The following is a 16,795-nucleotide window of genomic DNA, read 5'->3' on the forward strand; positions in this document are numbered from 1 at the left end:
CGCATCCTAGGGGCCAGTGCCGTTAAGCGTTCGCCGTGCGGCGCTCCCAACCGATCGCCGCGCCGTTTGGCACCACCATGCGTCTCCAAAGGCTAGCTTCATGCGCCGGGTTGTAGATATGAACACGACCGACATCGAAGGCATGAGCGTCGCAGAGCCTATGCAGGTTATGGAGGCGATCTGGGCTTCTCTGTTGAAAAGTGATTCAGAGATGGAATCGCCGGACTGGCATCAAGACGAGTTGGTAACGCCGTTTGGGCTGATGGAGACCTTGCAATGACCGTCACCCCCGTCTGGCGAGACCCGATTGTCGCCGAACTACATACCATTCGCGAGCAGCTTGCAGAACGTTTTCACAACGATCTGGCAGCGTATTCAAGGGCAGCGGAGGCCCACTGCCGCGAATTAGGATTCCAGATTGCGCAGTCTCCGGCGTATGAGGAGTCCAGGACTCTCGACCTTTATCAAGCGTCGCTGCCTGGAATTTGCGACCCGCGACAAGTGGACCTGACTGAGCGATGAAACTTGGGGAAGACGCACTGTCTCAGGCGCAAGTATCACCCCCTGAGTTCACTGCCAAGAGCCTCCGAGACGACTTCGCGGACGCATTAGTCAACTCTGCGCCTTTATCCCCGAACGATTGTGAGTCGGCGCCCCCACGACGTATGGCATCATACGGCCGAATTGAAGAATGGCTGCATCGCGGATGGCCTTGCTTTGCTCAATGTGCACAAGTGTCGTGTAAGCGCTGCTGCAGCATGGTCTGGATCGCGCGTTGAGTATTCGAATCAGTCGCAGTGTCCGCTTTCGCAAGAAGTCCTCCGGTATGCTGAAAGAGCGCCATCGAATTGAAGACGTCTGCGAGGTACATGTTTCAGCTATCCAGAGATTAAGGCGCCACAAAGGCGAGGTAGAAGCGTAGCCCAGAGAGACACGATGGCAGACTTTCTTGAAGGTCAGTTGATCATAGTGCGGCCAAGGCGCCCGCTGTTGGCGCAACACAAGCTATCGTGCCGCCTCGATCAGCTCGATATCCTTCTTAAGCAGGTCATTAACCAGACGATCAAAAGGAACGCCCTTGGCATCCGCCCGAGCCGTCAGATAACTCTGGACTTCCGCATCCAGATACACCGGAAGTCTAAGAACCGCGCCTTCCCGAAAGAACTTCCCACGCTGCGCCCCGGAGAAATCGATCTCTGCAGGCATCTCGTCGTTGGTGTCGTCTATTTGGCTTGACATGGCTCACCTATCGCGGCTCGTTCTGGTACTGTTGCCGTTCGCGGCGTGTGGCTTCTCGGGCGGAGATGATGCGGACCAAGACGCTCTCCCCAGGTTCGCACAGATAGGTGTGAGAAACCGCCAGGAATCTGCGGCGCGTCGTGGCGCCAAGGGTAAACCAGCGCTCCTCGTCAGTGCTATGCGCGACGTCGAATATGGTGAGCGCCATCGGATCAAGCAATACCAAGGTGGGAACCGGTGGAAACGGCCGGCTCGCGGGGCCCGCTGGTCAACCGGTTGTGTCAGGGACTCGACCGCTTTCCAGGCACCGGTCAGACCAGCACCCAGACGGGGCGCTTCCTGGCTGCCACCGCCGAGCGTCGGCGCAGCGGCGCGGGCTCGGTACCGGAGGCCGATCGTTGGTTGCTGGAAAGCGTGACGCGACCGGGCGGCGTGACCCTGCCGCGGCTGCGCTGGGCGCGCCGGGCCGACTCCAGGCCCACGACTCCCGCCCATGTCTCAATCGCCTTCGATTGCTTCGCCTCGCGCGTGGAGTGCCGCAATCAGGCCGCACTGCCGGCCGATGGGGTACTGGAGGCCCACGGGCTGACGCTGATGCCAAGCCGGACATTTCAGGCCGCGCCCACACCACACTGGTTGAGCTTCATCCCTCCCAACCCGGACGGGGAGAAGCACGCGGTCACCGGCATCCTGACCAAGCGTCAGGTGGGGCTGCACGCGCACATCCTGCGTACCGGAACGCGACGACCTGGGATTCATGCAGTTGATCACCTCCACCAGCAGCTTCGACGAGGTGGTCAATCTGCTGGACGGCGCCTTGGGCGAGATGGGCCTGTCCGCCAGCCCCCGCAATTGCACCTACCTGCTGGATGCACTCAAGGCGGTCAGCGGTCGGCTGGCCTTGCGGCTGGCCGGGGCCGGTAATGCGGTCCAGGAGATGATTGCGGTCGCGCTGGCACAACGGAACTGTGCGCGGGCCGGCGGTGATGTCCCGGCGTGACTATCGCCGGCCGACGGTTTCCTGATCCCGCTGGAGATCACCGCGTTAGCTGGGGCTGCGGTGTTCTGGCAGTACCTCTGTTTGCACCCTTGAGCAGGCAACTGTCGCTGCCGCACCGGCCACCGGGCGGCAAGGTCTTGTGGCCCTCGCTGATCATTCCGGCCTTCGGGTGGACAACCGCGAGCGCAGTCTTCCCTCTATTTCCTCACGGTTGCCGCGATGTCCCGCGCACTTGATAACGCCGTCTACGTCCATATCCGGGGCGAGGGCGGGTCCAAGAAGAGCGTTCGCGACACTGATGAGGCGGTGCACATGCAGCAGGTTGGGGAGATTCGCTCTCATCACCCATGGCAACACGACCAAGAGGCATGAATCAGATGCAAAATCTTACGGATTACCCACAACTGCAGGCGCTGCTGTCGCAGGACCCGGAGGCCACCACCGAGTTGCTTGCGGTATCCAAGGCACCGCTCGGGGACTATCTCATCGTTGGGCAGAACGATGACGAGTCCGGCGGCTCATACCTGGTCTTTGCTGCACAGGACGGCACGGTCCAGATCCTGGCTGCCGACACCACGGTCTTCCCCCTTTCCGCCGCCACCGTCCCGGCCGAGAATATCGATGAACTCGCTGAGCAGATTGTCGGCTCCGAAATCGCGAACACCGCTCGCGGCGCGCGCGCCGCCGCCGAATTTGATTCTCCGCTCGCCAGTTTGGGCGAAGAGTTTCCGGCGGACCTCGAACGGGCCATGCGACGCGCGCTCGGCAACCGCCCAGTAATCACCCGTGCTGCCGGTCAGACCAACCATCAACGCATCCACGCGAGCGCCTTGCAGCATGAGAACAAACTCAGTTCCAAGCAGGCAAGCGGCACCCAGAACGGGAAACTGGCCTGCGCCTGGGCAGTCAACCGCGTGGTCAATGATGCGCTCGGTCGGCCCGTTGGCGGCGGGCTGTCAACCGCCAATATGGACGTTGCGCTCAGGAACGGAAAAGGGGACCGCATCCCGGAATCCGATGCGACCGCGGGTTCAATCATCATTTCGCCGACTGAAGGGCGTGTAGTTGGCCATGTAGGTATCTTAGGCAAGGGTGGGCTTGTCTATTCAAACTCATCCAGCAAGGCGCTTTGGGTTCAGAACTACACTATTTCGACATGGCGCAGACGTTATGGAGACAGGGGCTTGGACGTGAAGTTCTACAACGTAGTTTAGCGCCCGGGCCGATCGGGTGGGTTGCGGCTCGCGCTCGACCGACCCGCTCGGCCGCGGAGTACGGGTTGGGAGCGGCTGCGGGCTTAAGGCGTCGGCCGCGCCATTGAGGGCCTCGACCGAGGGAAAAAAGGGGCCCGGTTTGAATGGCACTGAGATAAGCCCGACCGACTATCTCGACCCAGGCGCCTGCTTCCAAGGCGTGGGCTTGCGGAGTGTGCGCGACGGGGTCGATCAGCCAGGCGTGGGGGACGCCAAACTGTGCGTAGATCGGCATCTTGACCTTGCGGTCCTTGCTCTCGGTCGAGGGCGGACGAACTTAACTTACCCAATCCAGAACCACCAGCGCCCGGTGATGCGCCTTCGGCAACTAAAGTTTCAAACCCCTCCGCGGGACGGCCACTTCGCCCCGTCCCGACTGCTTATTCCGTTGCCGATCCGCGTCGCGAACCTGTGAGTTCGGAGAAAACGTTGCGGACGGGTCAAAGCCCCGTCCGGCATCGCTGAACCGGCGTCACGAGTGCGTGGGCATGGCGCCCGGCCGCCTTAGCCCCCCGCTTCCCGAATGAACTCCCGGTAGAACCGCGCGCTGTCCTTGAGCGTGCGTTTCTGGGTAATGCGGTCGACATGGATCAGACCGAAGCGCTTGGCATAACCTTCGGCCCACTCGAAGTTGTCGAGCAGGGACCAGGCGAAATAGCCGCGCAGGTCTACCCCTTGTTCCAGGGCGGCGTGGGCGGCGGCCAGGTGGTCGCGCAGGTAGTCGACCCGCCGCGGGTCATGGACCTGGCCCTTCGTCGGTTCCGGGTCGTCGAAGGCGGCGCCGCTCTCGGTGATGTAGAGCGGCAGGTCGCCGTAGCGCTCTTTGATCCAGACCAGGGTCTCGGTCAGGCCTTGCGGGTAGACCTCCCAGTCCATGGCGGTGCGGGGGCGGTCGGTACGGGTGAGGCGCCGGGCCTGGAGGGGCAGGTCGGTCGGGTCGTGGCGGACCAGGCCGCGCGAGTAATAGTTCACTCCCAGGAAGTCCAGGGGGGCGCTGATCCGCGCCAGGTCCTCGGGTGGGAAGCGCGGCCAGTCGGAACCGAAGATTGCCGTCAGTTGGTCCGGGTACTGCCCCAGCAACAGGGGGTCCAGGAACCACCGGTTGATGAAGTGATGGCGGCGCCTGGCCGCCTCCTGATCGGCGGGTTCGTCGGTGGCCGGCGCCTGGGGCTCCAGGTTGAGGCTGATCCCGATCTGGTGACGGCCGAGATCCCGATAGGCGGCGACGGCGGCGGCGTGGGCACAGAGTTGATGGTGTGCGACCAGCGGCGGTTCGTGCAGGGTGCGGCGTCCGGGGGCGTGCTCGCCGGTCAGATAGCCCAGGACGGTGCTGACCCAGGGCTCGTTGAGCGTCACCCACAGGCCTACCCGGTCGTCCAGGGCCTCGTAGAGGGTCGCCGCATAGTCGGCGAACCATCGGGGGCTGTCGGGGTTGACCCAGCCGCCGCGCGCCTGCAGGGCCTCGGGCAGGTCCCAGTGGTAAAGGGTGAGCATGGGCGCGATACCGCGCTCCAATAGCCCGTCGACCAGGCGCTGGTAGAAATCCAGGCCGGCGGCGTTGACCCGCCCCGTCCCATTCGGCAGGACCCGCCCCCAGGCGACGCTGAACCGGTAGGCGTTGAGCCCCAGTTCGGCCATCAGGTCAAGATCGGTGTGCGAGCGGCGGTAATGGTCGCACGCGAGGTCGCCGGTGTCGCCGTTGACCGTGCGCCCCGGGGTGTGGCTGAACCCCTGCCAGATGCATGCGCCGGCCCCGTCGGCGAGCGGCGAGCCCTCGATCTGGTAGGCGGAGGTGGCGGCGCCCCAGAGGAAGCCGGTGGGAAAGGTCAGGTCGTGTGACATTGGAGCCCCGTGCAACCAAGAAAGAAGAGTTGGCCGCAAATGAACGCAAATTAACGCAAATAAGAAGAAATGACTGGATTGGATTAACGGGGATTGCCGTTCACGGCTTGGCTGCGTGGCGCCGGACCAGCCTCCGGAGCCGGTTGCTTGCGCTGGCCCCTCTTAATTTGCGCTCATTTGCGTTCATTTGCGGCTAATCCTCTTCCCAACTAAGCCTGGATCAGGCGCTCCCCGTCCGCGGCCTTGCCCGGGAGCGGCACCAGGGTCCAGTGGCCGTCGCGATGGATGGTGAGCAATTGGTCATACATGGTCGTGTCGTCGTCCTCTTCACCCAGGGTGACATAGGTAATGCCGCGTTCGCGCAGCAGGTGCAGCAGTTCATCGACCTGTCCTTCAGTGAGTGCGCGCGAGGGGTGGTCCAGAAAGACGAAGGCGGGTTCGGCCAACAGCACCCGGGCGAAGGCGAGTACCTGTTGCTCGCCCAGCGACAGGAGTTCGCCCCAGCCCTTCTCGTTGTCCAGTCCCCCGGCGCGCTCGATCGCCGCCACCAGTTTGAGCCGCCGCAGGGTGGTGAGGATGCCCTCGTCGGAGAAGCGCCGCCCGCTGCCGGCCTTCGCCTTGCCGGCCGCCTCGGCGCGGGCGGCGTGGGTGGATTGGTCGGCGGGGTGGCGTTCAGTCGCGGCCGGCAAGAGCACCTCCCGCAGGGTCCCGGGCGGGACATAGGGGCGCTCGGGCAGGAACAGCAGATCGCCCGGATCGGGGCGCGTGATCTCGCCCTCGCCGCCGCTCCAGAGGCTTGCGGTGGCCCGGAACAGGGCGGTGCGGGCCGAGTCGTCGGCGACCCGGATCAGGACGTGGGTACCGGCCGGGATCGAGACGGTCAGGTCCTTGATCAGATGGCGCCCGCTGCGCGGCGACTTCAGCGTCAGGCGGTCGAAGGCGATCAGCCCGCAATCGGAGCAATAGGTGATGGCCGGGGAGGCGGTGTCCGCGGCCACCTGCATGGCGTTGGCCAGCGCCGACAGGCGCACGATGACGGCGCTATAGGCGGAGATCGACTGGAACTGGGTGACGATCAGTGAAAAGGCCCCGATCAGGTGGCCGAAGGCCATGGCCGATTGGGTGATGACCCCGAATTCGGCCTGGCCGCTGATGAACAGGGGCGCGACCAGCAGGGCCGGGATGATCTGGATCAGATAATTGTAGCCGGTGGTGAAGAATCCAAGATTGCGATTGACATCGATGATGCGCCTGAAATTCGCGATCAACTGGTCCAGACGGTCGTGCAGGCGATCCCGCAGCCGGTCCTCCTGACGCACCAGGGCGATGGCCTCCGCGTGCTCGCGCACATGCAGCAGGCGGGCGCGGAAGTTGGCCTCCTTGTCCGACTGGTCATAATTGAGCTGGATCAGGGGCCGCCCGAGGAAATAGGAAAAGAGCGACCCCGCCGCGGCGTAGAGGATCGTCACCAGCAGCAGGAGCGGGCTGATGGACCACATGACGCCGGCGAAGGCAATCACCGTAATGGTGGCGTTCAGGAACATCAGCACGAACGACAGTGTCGTCGCGGTCAGGGAGCGGATGTCCTCGGAGATGCGCTGATCCGGATTCTTCAGGTCACCATAGGCGTTCATCTTGAAATAGATGTGATCGCCCGTGTATTTGTCGATCGCCCGCGCGGTCAGCCACTTGCGCCACAGCAGCCCGAGCCGCTCCTCGCAGTAGCGGTGAAAGACCGCGACCATGGTCGAGACGGCGAAGACGATGAGGTAGAGCAGTGCATACTTGACGAAGGTGCCCATCTCCTTGCTTTCGATCGCCGTCATGAAGTCGCGGCCCACGTAGCTGTTGATGACGTTCAGGGCGCTGATGCTGAGCAGGAAGACCACCAGGAGGGCGGCAAACAGTTTGGCCTGGGGGCCGACCTCGGAGCGTGCCAGGGCGGTGATCATGCCCCAGAAGCGGGGCCAGGCGTTTTTGCTGAGCGACATGCGGATCGGTTTCATCACTGGGTATTATCTTGCTGGGGAGGGCGGGCGTCCGGGCGGGCGGTCTCGTGCCGCCGGGCCCTGGAGGTGTCGCGGTCGGCGGGTTGCGGCAACAGCGAGCGATGACACCCGGCGGGCGCCAGTATACCCTTGCGCCCCGGACCAGCCTCAAGGGACTTCGACCGGCCGGGCCTGCGACCACCGACGCTGGATCAGCGCCGCCCGGCGCTCATCAGTCCCCGCTAACTTGATAACATTCCATAACAATTGATCAGGAGTCGTCACGATGCAGGTCCGGGTTCTCGACGTTTTCGCCGATCCCGCCGGGTGGCTGGCGGTCGCCGCGGGCGAGGCCCGACTCACCATCACCACCGAGCCCGGGCCCCGGGGTCCGGCCCTGCGGCTGGATTTCGACTTCCGCGGCGGCGGCGGCTTCGTGGTCGCGCGCCGCACCCTGGCCCTGACCCTGCCGGACGCCTTCGCCTTCCACTTCGACCTGCGCGCCGAGGCCCCCGCCAACGCCTTCGAGTTCAAGCTGGCCGACCCCGGCAATGCCAATGTCTGGCGCTATCGCGAGCCCAAGTGCGCCTTCGCCCCCACCTGGCGCACGCTCGACATCAAGGGTCGGGAGATCGACTACGCCTGGGGGCCGGCCGGCGGCGGATCGCCCCGGGAGATCGGTGCCATCGAGTTCGCCATCGTGGCCGGTCCGGGTGGCTGCGGGACGGTCTGGCTCAGCAACCTGTCCCTGGTCGACCGCACCCTGGAGCGGCCGCCGCTGGTCACGGCCCTCTGCCACCTGCCCGGGCACCCGCCGGAAGAGGTTATGGACCTGGGCGCGGACACCCACTGGCGGCCGTCGCCGAGCGCGCGGGCGAGCTGGCTGACCATCGACTTCCATGAGTCGCGCGAATACGGCGGCCTGGCCCTGCGCTGGGCCCCCGACGCCCAGGGCTGTGCCTTCGAGGTCCAGGCCAGCGACGACGGGACCAGTTGGCGGACCCTGCATGAGGCGAGCGGTGCGGCCGGGACCGAGAGCCTGGTCTATCTGCCCCAGGGCGAGTCGCGCCTCCTGCGCCTGGACCTGCGCGCCGGGGAGGGCGCCCCGCTGCCGGGGCTGCACTGTGTCGAAGTCCTGCCCTACGACGCCTCGCGCAGCCGCGGTGACTGGTTTCACACCATCGCCCGGCGCGCCCCCCGGGGCCACTATCCCCGCTGGCTCTATCGCGAACAGACCTACTGGACCCCGGTGGACATCCCCGACGGCGCGGTCCCCGCGCTCTGCAACGAGGATGGCCTGGTGGAGCTGGACGAGGGCAGTTGCAGCCTGGAGCCCTTTCTCTATCTGGACGGCCGGCTGATCACCTGGGCCGACTGCACCATCACCCAAAGCCTGGAGCAGGGGGAGTTGCCGATCCCCTCGACCCACTGGGATTGCGGTGAGGTGGTCTTGACCACCACGGTCTTCGCCACCGACCAGCGCGGGGACCGGCACCTCTTCATCCGCTACCGGGTGGCGAACCAGGGTCAGAGCGGCCGGACCCTCACCCTCTTCGCCGCGGTGCGGCCCTTCCAGGTCACGCCCCCCTGGCAGGCCCACCAGGCGCTTGGCGGCCCCAGCGAGGTGCGCTCGCTGGTCTTCGCGCAGCGCGCACTGTGGGTGAACGGCAACCAGGCACTGGTGCCCCTGGGGCCGGTGGGCGGGGTCGGGGTGGTCCCCTTCGACCAGGGTCCGATTACCGACTACCTGGCGTGCGGGGTGCTGCCCGCCGCGGTGGCGATCGAGGACCCCGTCGGCTTTGCCTCCGGGGCCTTGGGCTTCGATCTGGACCTGGCCGCGGGGGCCCAGGTGGACCTGTACCTGGTCGCGCCCTTCGGCACGGTCGCCCCCGGCACCCTGGGGCGGCGCGTGCCGGAGGGCCTGTGCGGGGCCGATGAATTCGCGCGTGCGGTGCGGCAATGGTCGCAGACCCTGGGTCAGGTCCGTTTCGACCTGCCGGAGCCGGCCGCGGCGGCCGCGCGCGCCTGCAAGACCGCGATTGCCCATATCCTGATCAACCGCGACGGGCCCGCCCTGCAGCCGGGGCCGCGCCGCTATACCCGCTCCTGGATCCGCGACGGTGCCGTCATGGGCGCCGCCCTGGCGCGCCTGGGTTGTCCCGCGGCGGCGGTCGCCTTCATCCGCTGGTATGCCCAGTTCCAGCGCGAGGACGGCAATGTCCCCTGCTGCGTGGACCGCACCGGGGTGGACTGGCTGGCGGAGCACGACAGTCACGGTGAGTTCGTCTTTGCCGTCGCCGACTGTTACCGCTTCACCGGCGACCTGGGCCTGGCGCGCGACCTCTGGCCCCAGGTGCAGCGGGCGATCGGTTTCATCGAGCAGTTGCGCGCCCAGCGCCTGACCGCCGACCACCGCGTAGGCGAGCACCGCACCTGCTTCGGCCTCCTGCCGGAGTCGGTCAGCCACGAGGGCTATCTGGCCCAGCCGGTGCATTCCTATTGGGACGACTTCTGGACGCTGCGCGGCTGCAAGGACGCGGCCTTCCTGGCGCAGGCCCTGGGTGAAGGGGCCGAGGCGGCGCGGCTTGCCGCCCTGGCGGACGATTTTCGCGCGACGCTGCTTGAGTCGATCGCGTTGACCATGGCCACCCGCGGGATCGACTTCCTGCCCGGCTCGGTGGAGTGGGCGGACCCGGACCCCACCGCGGTGGCCAATGCCCTGACCCTGATCGATGAGTTCGACGCGCTGCCGGCCGCGCCCCGCGCCCGCACCTTTGAGCGCTTCCTGGAACGCTTTCGCGCCATGCACGGCGGCGGGGCGCCCTGGACCAACTACACGCCCTATGAGATCCGCATCATCGGTGCCCTGGTGCGCCTGGGCTGGCGGCGCGAGGCGCATGAACTGCTGGACTTCCACCTGGCCGAGCGCCGCCCGCCGGCCTGGAATCAGTGGCCCGAGATCGCCTGGCACGACCCGCGCGCCCCCGGTCACCAGGGCGACCTGCCCCACGCCTGGATCGGCGCCGAATACGCCCTGGTCTTCCGCGACCTGTTCGCCTATGAACGGGGGGCGGACCAGTCACTGGTGGTCGCAGCCGGCATCCCCGAGACCTGGCTGGCGGCGGGTCCGGTGGCTGTGTCCGGGCTGCCGACCGCCTACGGCCGGTTGGACCTGCGTCTGGCCCGCACCCCGGACGGTGGCCTGACCCTGGACCTGGGGGGAGACCTGCGCCTGCCGCCGGGCGGTATCCGCTTTGCCCCGCCGGGGGCGGGGCGCGCGGACGAGATTGTCATCGCCGCGCTGCCCGCGCGAATAAGAAGTACGTTAGTAGGTTAAACCTCGCCTAGGCCGGAATGCGTAATTTTTCTTCCTCCGGATCGAGCGTCGTTTTCGTCCAGAGGCGCCCAACCATAGCCCAGATCCGCCTCCTGATGGATGTGCGTTTCGTCGAGATAGATCAGCAGCGGGGGCTCTCTGGCCCTAAGGTGCGCTGCAGGAGGGTCTGGAGTTGCGCGACGAACGCTTCGCGGGCGGCGGTCGTGGCCCGGTTGAGCAGCGCCTTGGCCTTCTTCCAGGAGAACCCCAGCCGTTTGAGCGCCTGACGGACCGTTTCACGACTGACGCAGCGCTGAAGGCGCGTCTCGATCCAGGCCACGAGGCGCTTGAGGGTCCAGCGCGGCGGGGCAGTGTGTTGCGCAAGTTCCTACGTATCCCGCGCTGGGCGCGGTTTAGTGCATATTTTCGGCGGTTTTGGTCAAGAACCACTCCTTCGATCTGGCTGCACCGGCCAGCAGGCGCGCGGTATAATCGGCCTACGGTGCTTGCGACTTGGCCATGCGTCGATGCTTTTACCAACGCCCGGAGTCTCGGCCATCCTTGATGTTGCACCGCAACATTCCGGCGGCATGTGCATATTGCGCGCTGAAACACCGCTGGCCGCCGAACAGGGCTGGCTGCGGGAGTTGACGTTATGGCTTACTTACGAGGAGTTGCCCGCGGCTGACTCCAACAGCTTACACAATCAGGACATCTGGTCGTGTTTCGAGTGGCGGGACTTCTTCTGCATTGCACGGATCGGGCGGTGGGTCGCTGGCGATGAACACCCATCGACGCGCGCGCATCTGCGGCTCTGGCTGCGGGAAGCGATCGGGCCGGGCTGCGATCCGGGCGTGTTGATCGGACAGTCCGGAGCCTTTCCGCTGGACGACCAGGCGCCGGCAAACGTGACCGATGAGGGTACTTGGCCCGACTCGGATACCCTGACCATCCTCAGAACCCGGCGTCGTGCTGCGATTTCTCTGCTGGCCTGTCTGCTGCAAGCACGCGAGGAAGGTCGGGTGCTGGCGGTTGCGGCCGAGCCCGCCCAACTCAGGGCAGATGCCGATCTCCAGCGACTGATCCTGGTCGCACGCGCGGCCTTGCCAAGAACATGGAAAATGTCATTGCGCCTTCGCCTTTTCACGCTGGTCCCTGGGCTGTTCATCCGCCGGGAGCGCGCGGGACTGATTGCCATTCCGGAGCACCTCGCGCGTTCCGCGCTTGCAGCCGATAAGTCGGTATTCATCGCCGATGCCGACGGGATGCCACGGTTCCAACAACAGCTGCGCCCCGACGTCCTCGCCTATTCCCAGGCGCTCATTGAGCAAACGCTGACGCTGCCGACGGGCCTCCTGGCCTATGGGAACCGCTGCGACTGGGGCAATGCCGACCAATGCACGGACTGGGCAGCCCAGACCAGAAATCTGCCGCTTTGCTACCGTCTGGCCGAGGGGCTGCGACGTGATGATCAGCGCAATCTGGAAGGGCTGTTCCGGGTCGTCATCTTCAATGCTGCCCTTGCCGATGCGGCAATACCGTGGGAACAGCTGGTGAGCGTCGCGGAATGGCGACGTTTCCCTGCTGCCGCGCTTGGGGATTTCGTATTGTTGGAGCCGTCAAGCCTGAATCCCGGCGCGCGCCGACTACAGTCGGTGTTGGAACAGGTTCTCATCGAGCATGGGTGGCAGATTGATGCAGCACCGCAAGCAGTAGCACCGCAACGCCTGCTTGCACTGGCGATCCACCGGCCAGCGCTGATCGGGGCCGAGCTGCGGCGCAAGTTGGTGGCAGGTACCGATCTTGACGCCATTTTCGGAATTGCGCCTCCGGATGCGTTGATCCTGTCCGGGGTACTCGGGACCTTTCTCGCGGTACACCCGAGTGTTGGACCCGCCGTGGTGCAAAATGCGCGCGCGAAAGCCTGGCTGCCGACGCTGCTGCAGTCCGTCGGGACGGGCATCCTTGATCTTTCGGGATGGGGTAGCTTCTATCTGAGCTCCGCTGATTCTGAGGAGTTGCTCGCCTTGGCCGAAGACATCGCGGTGCGGCCGGAGGCGGCAGCGGCATGGTGTCCCTTCATCGGCGAATTGGTTGCCAGATTGCAGTCTTCAGCAACGCTCGACCCGAGAACCTTGGCGAGGGTCGCACGGAGACTCATCACCGCCGTGGTGCCGACGCTGTCGCCCCAGACCTATTTGGTACTGCTGGATCTGCTCACGGCTGCCGAGGAGAGCGCGGACGAGGTCGAGCCCTTGGGCGATTGCTTCGCAAGAGCACTCGAACAAGCCGATGACGAGTCCCGGCCTGCCATGGTCGATGCGCTCCTCGCGGCGTCCGGGCGGACCATGGATGCGCGGATGCTGATCGGTGCCGACGGTGATCTACGCATCCCGCTTGATCCGGTGATCGCCGCGCGCCTGCTGGATCAGGAAAGGCTGACCGAGACGCTGTCGGTCGTTGGCCTGCTCGGGCTCTTGAGAGCACTGCCTGAGAGCGGCGACCGCGCGGCGCAACTGGTGAGGTTCATCGATCAACGCTGCGAGAGCCGGATGGACGAGACGATCACAGGGTTGATCGCTTCCGGCCTGTGGGATTTCTGGATCGCGCACACCCAGCTTGACGACCAGAGTCGGCGCCAGTGCGCCGTCGCCTGGCTACAAGCGGCGGTCTGGGACAGTGCGACTGCGCCCCAGCCGACGCTGGAGGGCTGGCGACTGGCACTGGCCGTAGTCCGCGAGCCGGGCCTTGATGAGGGTGACCTACCGCGCCTAAGGGTAGATCGTCCCCAAAGGGGGAGCCACGGCTGGCCGCGCGTGCGTTGTTTCGAGCCGGAACAGATCGCCGACTTGGCGGGACTCTGTGCGAACGCGGGCGCCTTGGCGCGCCTCCTGGAACTCGTCGAGGGTGCCGAAATGCCGTTCGATCTCGGGGACGTTGCGGTCTTCATCGCCGAACATGCCGCGGGACAGGAAATTGCCGGACCAATGCTGCGATGGCTCGCGACCGGGCCTTCCGCACGCCAAGTCCCGCTCACACTGGACGAATCGGCGCTCCTGCTCGCGCGCTGTGGCCGACGCCGGGAGCGCGCGCTGGCGGCGCGCCGACGCTCGCTGGTCTCGGCGCTCATGCACGCCCCGAAGGAGGTGCTGGCACTGGCCGAAGAATTGCCGACAGAGGCCCGGATGGCGTGGCATCATGATCTGCGACGCTGGGTGGCCGCTCGCATCCAGGAGCCAACCGCCTGCCGCCCGATCCTTGAGACCCTCGAAGGAGCGGATTTGCCCGAGGCGAACGCGGCGTCATTCCCGAGGCGTCGGGCCGCTCTGCGTCTCGCCGAGCAGGGATTTACCCATGTGGCCGCCTTTCTTGACGCTGGGTACGAGGTGGATCTCGCCGCAGAGGGAACCCTTGCCGCCCTGGTGCCCAGGTTACCGGGCGCGATCGGCCGTCGTCTGGACTGGTCGCCGATCGCCGACCTGCTGCAGGATACCGGGGCACACGACGCAAACACATCGATCCGGCGCTCGCTGACCACCCATCCGCTGCGGTTGCTTGCCGCGCGGCTTGCCGACCGCCGCAGCCCGATGCCCGAGGAACCGCTCCTGTTGCTGGAAGACCTGTTTAGGGCCGCTCAACAGCGTCCGGAGCTGCTCGCGCCGAGTCATGCGCAGCCAGGCGAAGCGTACCCGAGCGAGATCGCCGCAGTGCATATGGCAGCGGTGCTGTTGCCGACTCTCGGGATCGCTGGGATCGGCAGGCTGTTTCTCGTGTCCGTACCAGCGCCTTGGCGCGATGATCGCGGCTGGATCGCCAGCCTGCGCGGTGGACTGGCGAATGCTTTGACGGGTATTCCGTGGCGTCGCGCGTGCGAGCGGATGAGCGTCGTCGACGCGCTGCTCTATGCCCACGCCACTGCCTGGAATCCGGGCGCTGGGCCGGGCCTCGCCCGCTCAATCTGACTCCCGGTTGCGCGGTAGGGCTCTCCCGCCGCCATCGATCCGAAAATTGGGTTACTATGTGAGCGCAATGCCAGTGGGAGCAGCTTCAATGTACGATCCGCTGACCCTTTATTCGCCGCCGGGGATTGCGGATGCGGCGGTCTTTCGCTTCACCCTGGCTACGACGCCGGCGAGTCAGGATCCTGCCGTATCGGCGGTGTTGATCGGCTACACACCGCAACCGCCCGCCGCCCCGCTGCTTGAGGGGATCGCGGAGCGCGTGGCCTTGTTCTCCGGTGATCCGAGCGAACGGGCCGTGATCCTGGACCTGGCGGCCGCCCTCGAGGCGATCGTCGGACCTTTGCTGTTGCTCTTGGTTATCCCGCGAGGTGCCGCGGCATCGGTCACGCTCTGGCCCTCCGCCGGGTTTGCTCAGCCGTCGGCGCGGGCGCTACGGATCGCGCCGAACGAGGATGGCTTCGTCGCGGTCCAGCCATCCGAACCGGTCCCCATTGGAGCCCGCGAACACCTCGTGGTACCTTTAACCATGGCCGCCGAGGAGGCCCTTGCGACTTGGTACGACCGATTGAACGGGTTCGCGCCGGAGCTGCGCCAGTTGTTGCTGGTCACCCTCGCGAGCCCGGCGATCGACGTGCGGCTCGACCGTATCGAGGCCAGCATGGCGACACTGGCCGCCGGCATCGGGGGGCCGACCGCGGCCCCGCGGCCTTCGCCAAGGCCGTCCACCCGCGCCTGGGGACCGCGCTGGGCGGTACTGGCGGCCTTCATCGGCGCATTGCTCGGTGCGATGGTGGGCTCGTGGTTACAGGGCCAGTTCCCTGGATTGCGCTAGCGCTGCGTCCGACGGTTCTGGTGGGGGCGGTGCACTCCGGCAACGTTGGTTACCGGCGTGGATCGAATCCACAGCTTCGGGCGGCGCCGGATCGAACAGAATCAACAGGCAGCAGCGACGCGGCAATAACGCATGATTACCATCACCGGCCTTGACGGCCAGACCTACCAGCCCATCGATCTGAGCTTCTCCCTTGAAGCACCGGGCGAGCGTGCGGTGGTGCTTGTGGCCGCGCTGCCGGGCAGCGGCCCCGTGCAATTCGCCGTGAACGATGATGAGCGCCATCAGCGGTTTCTGGTCGAGGTGCCGTTCCCGCGCAGTGACGAGGTCAGCGAATCGAGGCGGTTGTGGCTTCGCATCGACGAGGCAAACCGGATTCGCGTCGAGGCGGACGCAGGGACGCGGCTCCTGATTCTGCCCGCGCGCGCGCCCCTCCCGGCCAACTACCTATCCCCGGTCGCTGCGCCAGCGGCGATCGACATGGCGATCCTGCTCGACGGCACCTCCCGGCTGTTGCGCAGCCACAGGCAAGAGGGCGCCGACCCGGCCACGGGTTGGCAGGCGCATATCGATCAACTGGCCGTGCTGGCGGCTGCCCTGGTGGACGGCGTGGCGCGCGCCCGCTTTCGTGTCCTCGCCTACGGCGATCATCCGCTGTCGGACATTCTTGCGGACGATCTTAAGAGCGCTTACGTCCTCTTCCCGCCGGACCCGGACGTGCGCCGCCACTTCACGCCATTCACCGTGGATGCCTTGCGGAAGGCACTAAGCGAGGTTGTCGGTACGTCCGGGGGCGATTTCATCGACGCTTTAGGTGAGGCACTCGATGAGTGTGCCTTCGCGCTCCACTGGGACGACGCGACAACCACTCGTAGGGTGTTAGTCATCTCCGGCGAGTCGCCGGGCCTGACCCTGCTCGACGACAAGGCCGAGCTGCCCGCCGGGGCCAATGGCGTAGCTGGTCGCGCCGACATCGAGACACCCCTCGCGTATCTGCATCAATGCCGTGGGGTGGAGGTGCTCGCGATCTACCACGGCGCCCCGGCCCAACTGAAACTCGACGGGTCAGGACCCATCGCGACAGACATCCGGAGCATGCTGCAATACGCCGAGCGGCAGTTCATGGAGCAACTCGTCTGTAGCCCGCGCTTGGCCTGTACGGCCGTCGACTTCAACCCGGATGAACTGGCCAGTCATTGGCGGTCGCTGCGAATACCCATGCGTCGGTTTGCGGGGCCTGCCATCGTGACGGTGAACGGCGCCTCGGGTCGATCCGGCTGACCCTCTGGTTCGGCGCAGAACCTAGCCTGATCGGGGGTTGCTGGAGCGGGGCAGTCAAACGAGCATCTTCGCCGGAACGCTC

General features: G+C 65.9%; 14 protein-coding genes. 8 read left to right on the forward strand and 6 right to left on the reverse strand.

Going from position 1 to position 16,795, the window contains the following annotated elements:
* Positions 1-118 precede the first annotated feature (118 nt).
* Both THSYN_RS33630 and THSYN_RS33635 read left to right on the forward strand, forming a co-directional pair.
* Complete coding sequence (locus THSYN_RS33630) at positions 119-280, forward strand: addiction module protein (RefSeq protein ID WP_157817559.1); 162 nt, start codon at positions 119-121, stop codon at positions 278-280.
* On the forward strand, positions 277-522 hold the full coding sequence (locus THSYN_RS33635) for a hypothetical protein (protein WP_157817560.1): 246 nt from the start codon (positions 277-279) through the stop codon (positions 520-522). Before THSYN_RS33630 ends, THSYN_RS33635 begins: the two co-directional genes overlap by 4 nt.
* Positions 523-1,005: 483 nt before the next feature.
* Here THSYN_RS33635 and THSYN_RS09885 read toward each other — a convergent pair whose 3' ends face one another.
* Entirely contained in the window at positions 1,006-1,239 is a 234-nt protein-coding gene (locus THSYN_RS09885) for a hypothetical protein (RefSeq protein ID WP_100918991.1), read from the reverse strand.
* A 7-nt stretch (positions 1,240-1,246) separates the two neighbouring features.
* Entirely contained in the window at positions 1,247-1,447 is a 201-nt protein-coding gene (locus tag THSYN_RS37220) for a BrnT family toxin (RefSeq protein ID WP_100918992.1), read from the reverse strand.
* 549 nt (positions 1,448-1,996) lie between these two features.
* On the opposite strand from THSYN_RS37220, the gene THSYN_RS09895 reads away from it, so the two are divergent.
* Together THSYN_RS09895 and THSYN_RS33640 are read left to right on the forward strand one after the other, a co-directional pair.
* Positions 1,997-2,239: a hypothetical protein gene (locus THSYN_RS09895; RefSeq protein ID WP_100918993.1), complete on the forward strand. Its 243-nt coding sequence runs from the start codon at positions 1,997-1,999 to the stop codon at positions 2,237-2,239.
* A gap of 368 nt (positions 2,240-2,607) precedes the next feature.
* Positions 2,608-3,453, forward strand: a complete 846-nt coding sequence (locus tag THSYN_RS33640; RefSeq protein WP_157817562.1) for an NlpC/P60 family protein — start codon at positions 2,608-2,610, stop codon at positions 3,451-3,453.
* On the opposite strand, the gene THSYN_RS36965 is transcribed toward THSYN_RS33640, so the two are convergent.
* The 3 genes from THSYN_RS36965 to THSYN_RS09915 form a co-directional block, all read right to left on the reverse strand.
* Positions 3,386-3,727 carry a hypothetical protein gene (locus THSYN_RS36965; protein WP_418219911.1) on the reverse strand — a complete coding sequence of 114 codons (342 nt, stop codon included), beginning with the start codon at positions 3,725-3,727 and terminating at the stop codon, positions 3,386-3,388. The genes THSYN_RS33640 and THSYN_RS36965 overlap by 68 nt on opposite strands.
* Positions 3,728-3,996: 269 nt before the next feature.
* Complete coding sequence (locus THSYN_RS09910) at positions 3,997-5,334, reverse strand: GH1 family beta-glucosidase (RefSeq protein WP_100918995.1); 1,338 nt, start codon at positions 5,332-5,334, stop codon at positions 3,997-3,999.
* Between the two features lie 209 nt (positions 5,335-5,543).
* Positions 5,544-7,325 carry an ABC transporter ATP-binding protein/permease gene (locus tag THSYN_RS09915; RefSeq protein ID WP_236848847.1) on the reverse strand — a complete coding sequence of 594 codons (1,782 nt, stop codon included), beginning with the start codon at positions 7,323-7,325 and terminating at the stop codon, positions 5,544-5,546.
* 283 nt (positions 7,326-7,608) lie between these two features.
* On the opposite strand from THSYN_RS09915, the gene THSYN_RS09920 reads away from it, so the two are divergent.
* Positions 7,609-10,659 (forward strand): discoidin domain-containing protein, encoded by a 3,051-nt coding sequence (locus tag THSYN_RS09920; RefSeq protein ID WP_100918997.1) that lies wholly within the window; start codon positions 7,609-7,611, stop codon positions 10,657-10,659.
* A gap of 121 nt (positions 10,660-10,780) precedes the next feature.
* On the opposite strand, the gene THSYN_RS09925 is transcribed toward THSYN_RS09920, so the two are convergent.
* Positions 10,781-10,978, reverse strand: coding sequence for a winged helix-turn-helix domain-containing protein (locus tag THSYN_RS09925; RefSeq protein WP_100918998.1), 198 nt, complete (start codon positions 10,976-10,978; stop codon positions 10,781-10,783).
* 187 nt (positions 10,979-11,165) lie between these two features.
* Here THSYN_RS09925 and THSYN_RS09930 point away from each other — a divergent pair, with 187 nt between their 5' ends.
* From THSYN_RS09930 to THSYN_RS09940, 3 genes are all read left to right on the forward strand, one after another.
* Positions 11,166-14,600, forward strand: a complete 3,435-nt coding sequence (locus tag THSYN_RS09930; RefSeq protein WP_157817563.1) for a hypothetical protein — start codon at positions 11,166-11,168, stop codon at positions 14,598-14,600.
* An 88-nt stretch (positions 14,601-14,688) separates the two neighbouring features.
* Positions 14,689-15,432: a hypothetical protein gene (locus THSYN_RS09935; protein WP_100919000.1), complete on the forward strand. Its 744-nt coding sequence runs from the start codon at positions 14,689-14,691 to the stop codon at positions 15,430-15,432.
* Between the two features lie 132 nt (positions 15,433-15,564).
* A complete protein-coding gene (locus tag THSYN_RS09940) occupies positions 15,565-16,713 on the forward strand; it encodes a hypothetical protein (protein ID WP_100919001.1) in 1,149 nt (382 codons plus the stop codon).
* The last annotated feature ends 82 nt before the right edge of the window (positions 16,714-16,795 follow it).

Origin of the sequence: Candidatus Thiodictyon syntrophicum (genome assembly GCF_002813775.1) — a bacterium.
Lineage (GTDB): Bacteria > Pseudomonadota > Gammaproteobacteria > Chromatiales > Chromatiaceae > Thiodictyon > Thiodictyon syntrophicum.

Excerpts from the sequence above, each read along its gene's own strand:
- THSYN_RS33640 (WP_157817562.1), top strand. The coding sequence starts at position 2,608 with ATGAATCAGATGCAAAATCTTACGGATTACCCACAACTGCAGGCGCTG.
- THSYN_RS37220 (WP_100918992.1), bottom strand. The coding sequence starts at position 1,447 with ATGGCGCTCACCATATTCGACGTCGCGCATAGCACTGACGAGGAGCGC.
- THSYN_RS09935 (WP_100919000.1), top strand. The coding sequence starts at position 14,689 with ATGTACGATCCGCTGACCCTTTATTCGCCGCCGGGGATTGCGGATGCG.
- THSYN_RS09940 (WP_100919001.1), top strand. The coding sequence starts at position 15,565 with ATGATTACCATCACCGGCCTTGACGGCCAGACCTACCAGCCCATCGAT.
- THSYN_RS09895 (WP_100918993.1), top strand. The coding sequence starts at position 1,997 with ATGCAGTTGATCACCTCCACCAGCAGCTTCGACGAGGTGGTCAATCTG.
- THSYN_RS33635 (WP_157817560.1), top strand. The coding sequence starts at position 277 with ATGACCGTCACCCCCGTCTGGCGAGACCCGATTGTCGCCGAACTACAT.
- THSYN_RS36965 (WP_418219911.1), bottom strand. The coding sequence starts at position 3,727 with ATGCCGATCTACGCACAGTTTGGCGTCCCCCACGCCTGGCTGATCGAC.
- THSYN_RS09910 (WP_100918995.1), bottom strand. The coding sequence starts at position 5,334 with ATGTCACACGACCTGACCTTTCCCACCGGCTTCCTCTGGGGCGCCGCC.
- THSYN_RS33630 (WP_157817559.1), top strand. The coding sequence starts at position 119 with ATGAACACGACCGACATCGAAGGCATGAGCGTCGCAGAGCCTATGCAG.
- THSYN_RS09885 (WP_100918991.1), bottom strand. The coding sequence starts at position 1,239 with ATGTCAAGCCAAATAGACGACACCAACGACGAGATGCCTGCAGAGATC.
- THSYN_RS09915 (WP_236848847.1), bottom strand. The coding sequence starts at position 7,325 with ATGTCGCTCAGCAAAAACGCCTGGCCCCGCTTCTGGGGCATGATCACC.
- THSYN_RS09920 (WP_100918997.1), top strand. The coding sequence starts at position 7,609 with ATGCAGGTCCGGGTTCTCGACGTTTTCGCCGATCCCGCCGGGTGGCTG.
- THSYN_RS09930 (WP_157817563.1), top strand. The coding sequence starts at position 11,166 with ATGCTTTTACCAACGCCCGGAGTCTCGGCCATCCTTGATGTTGCACCG.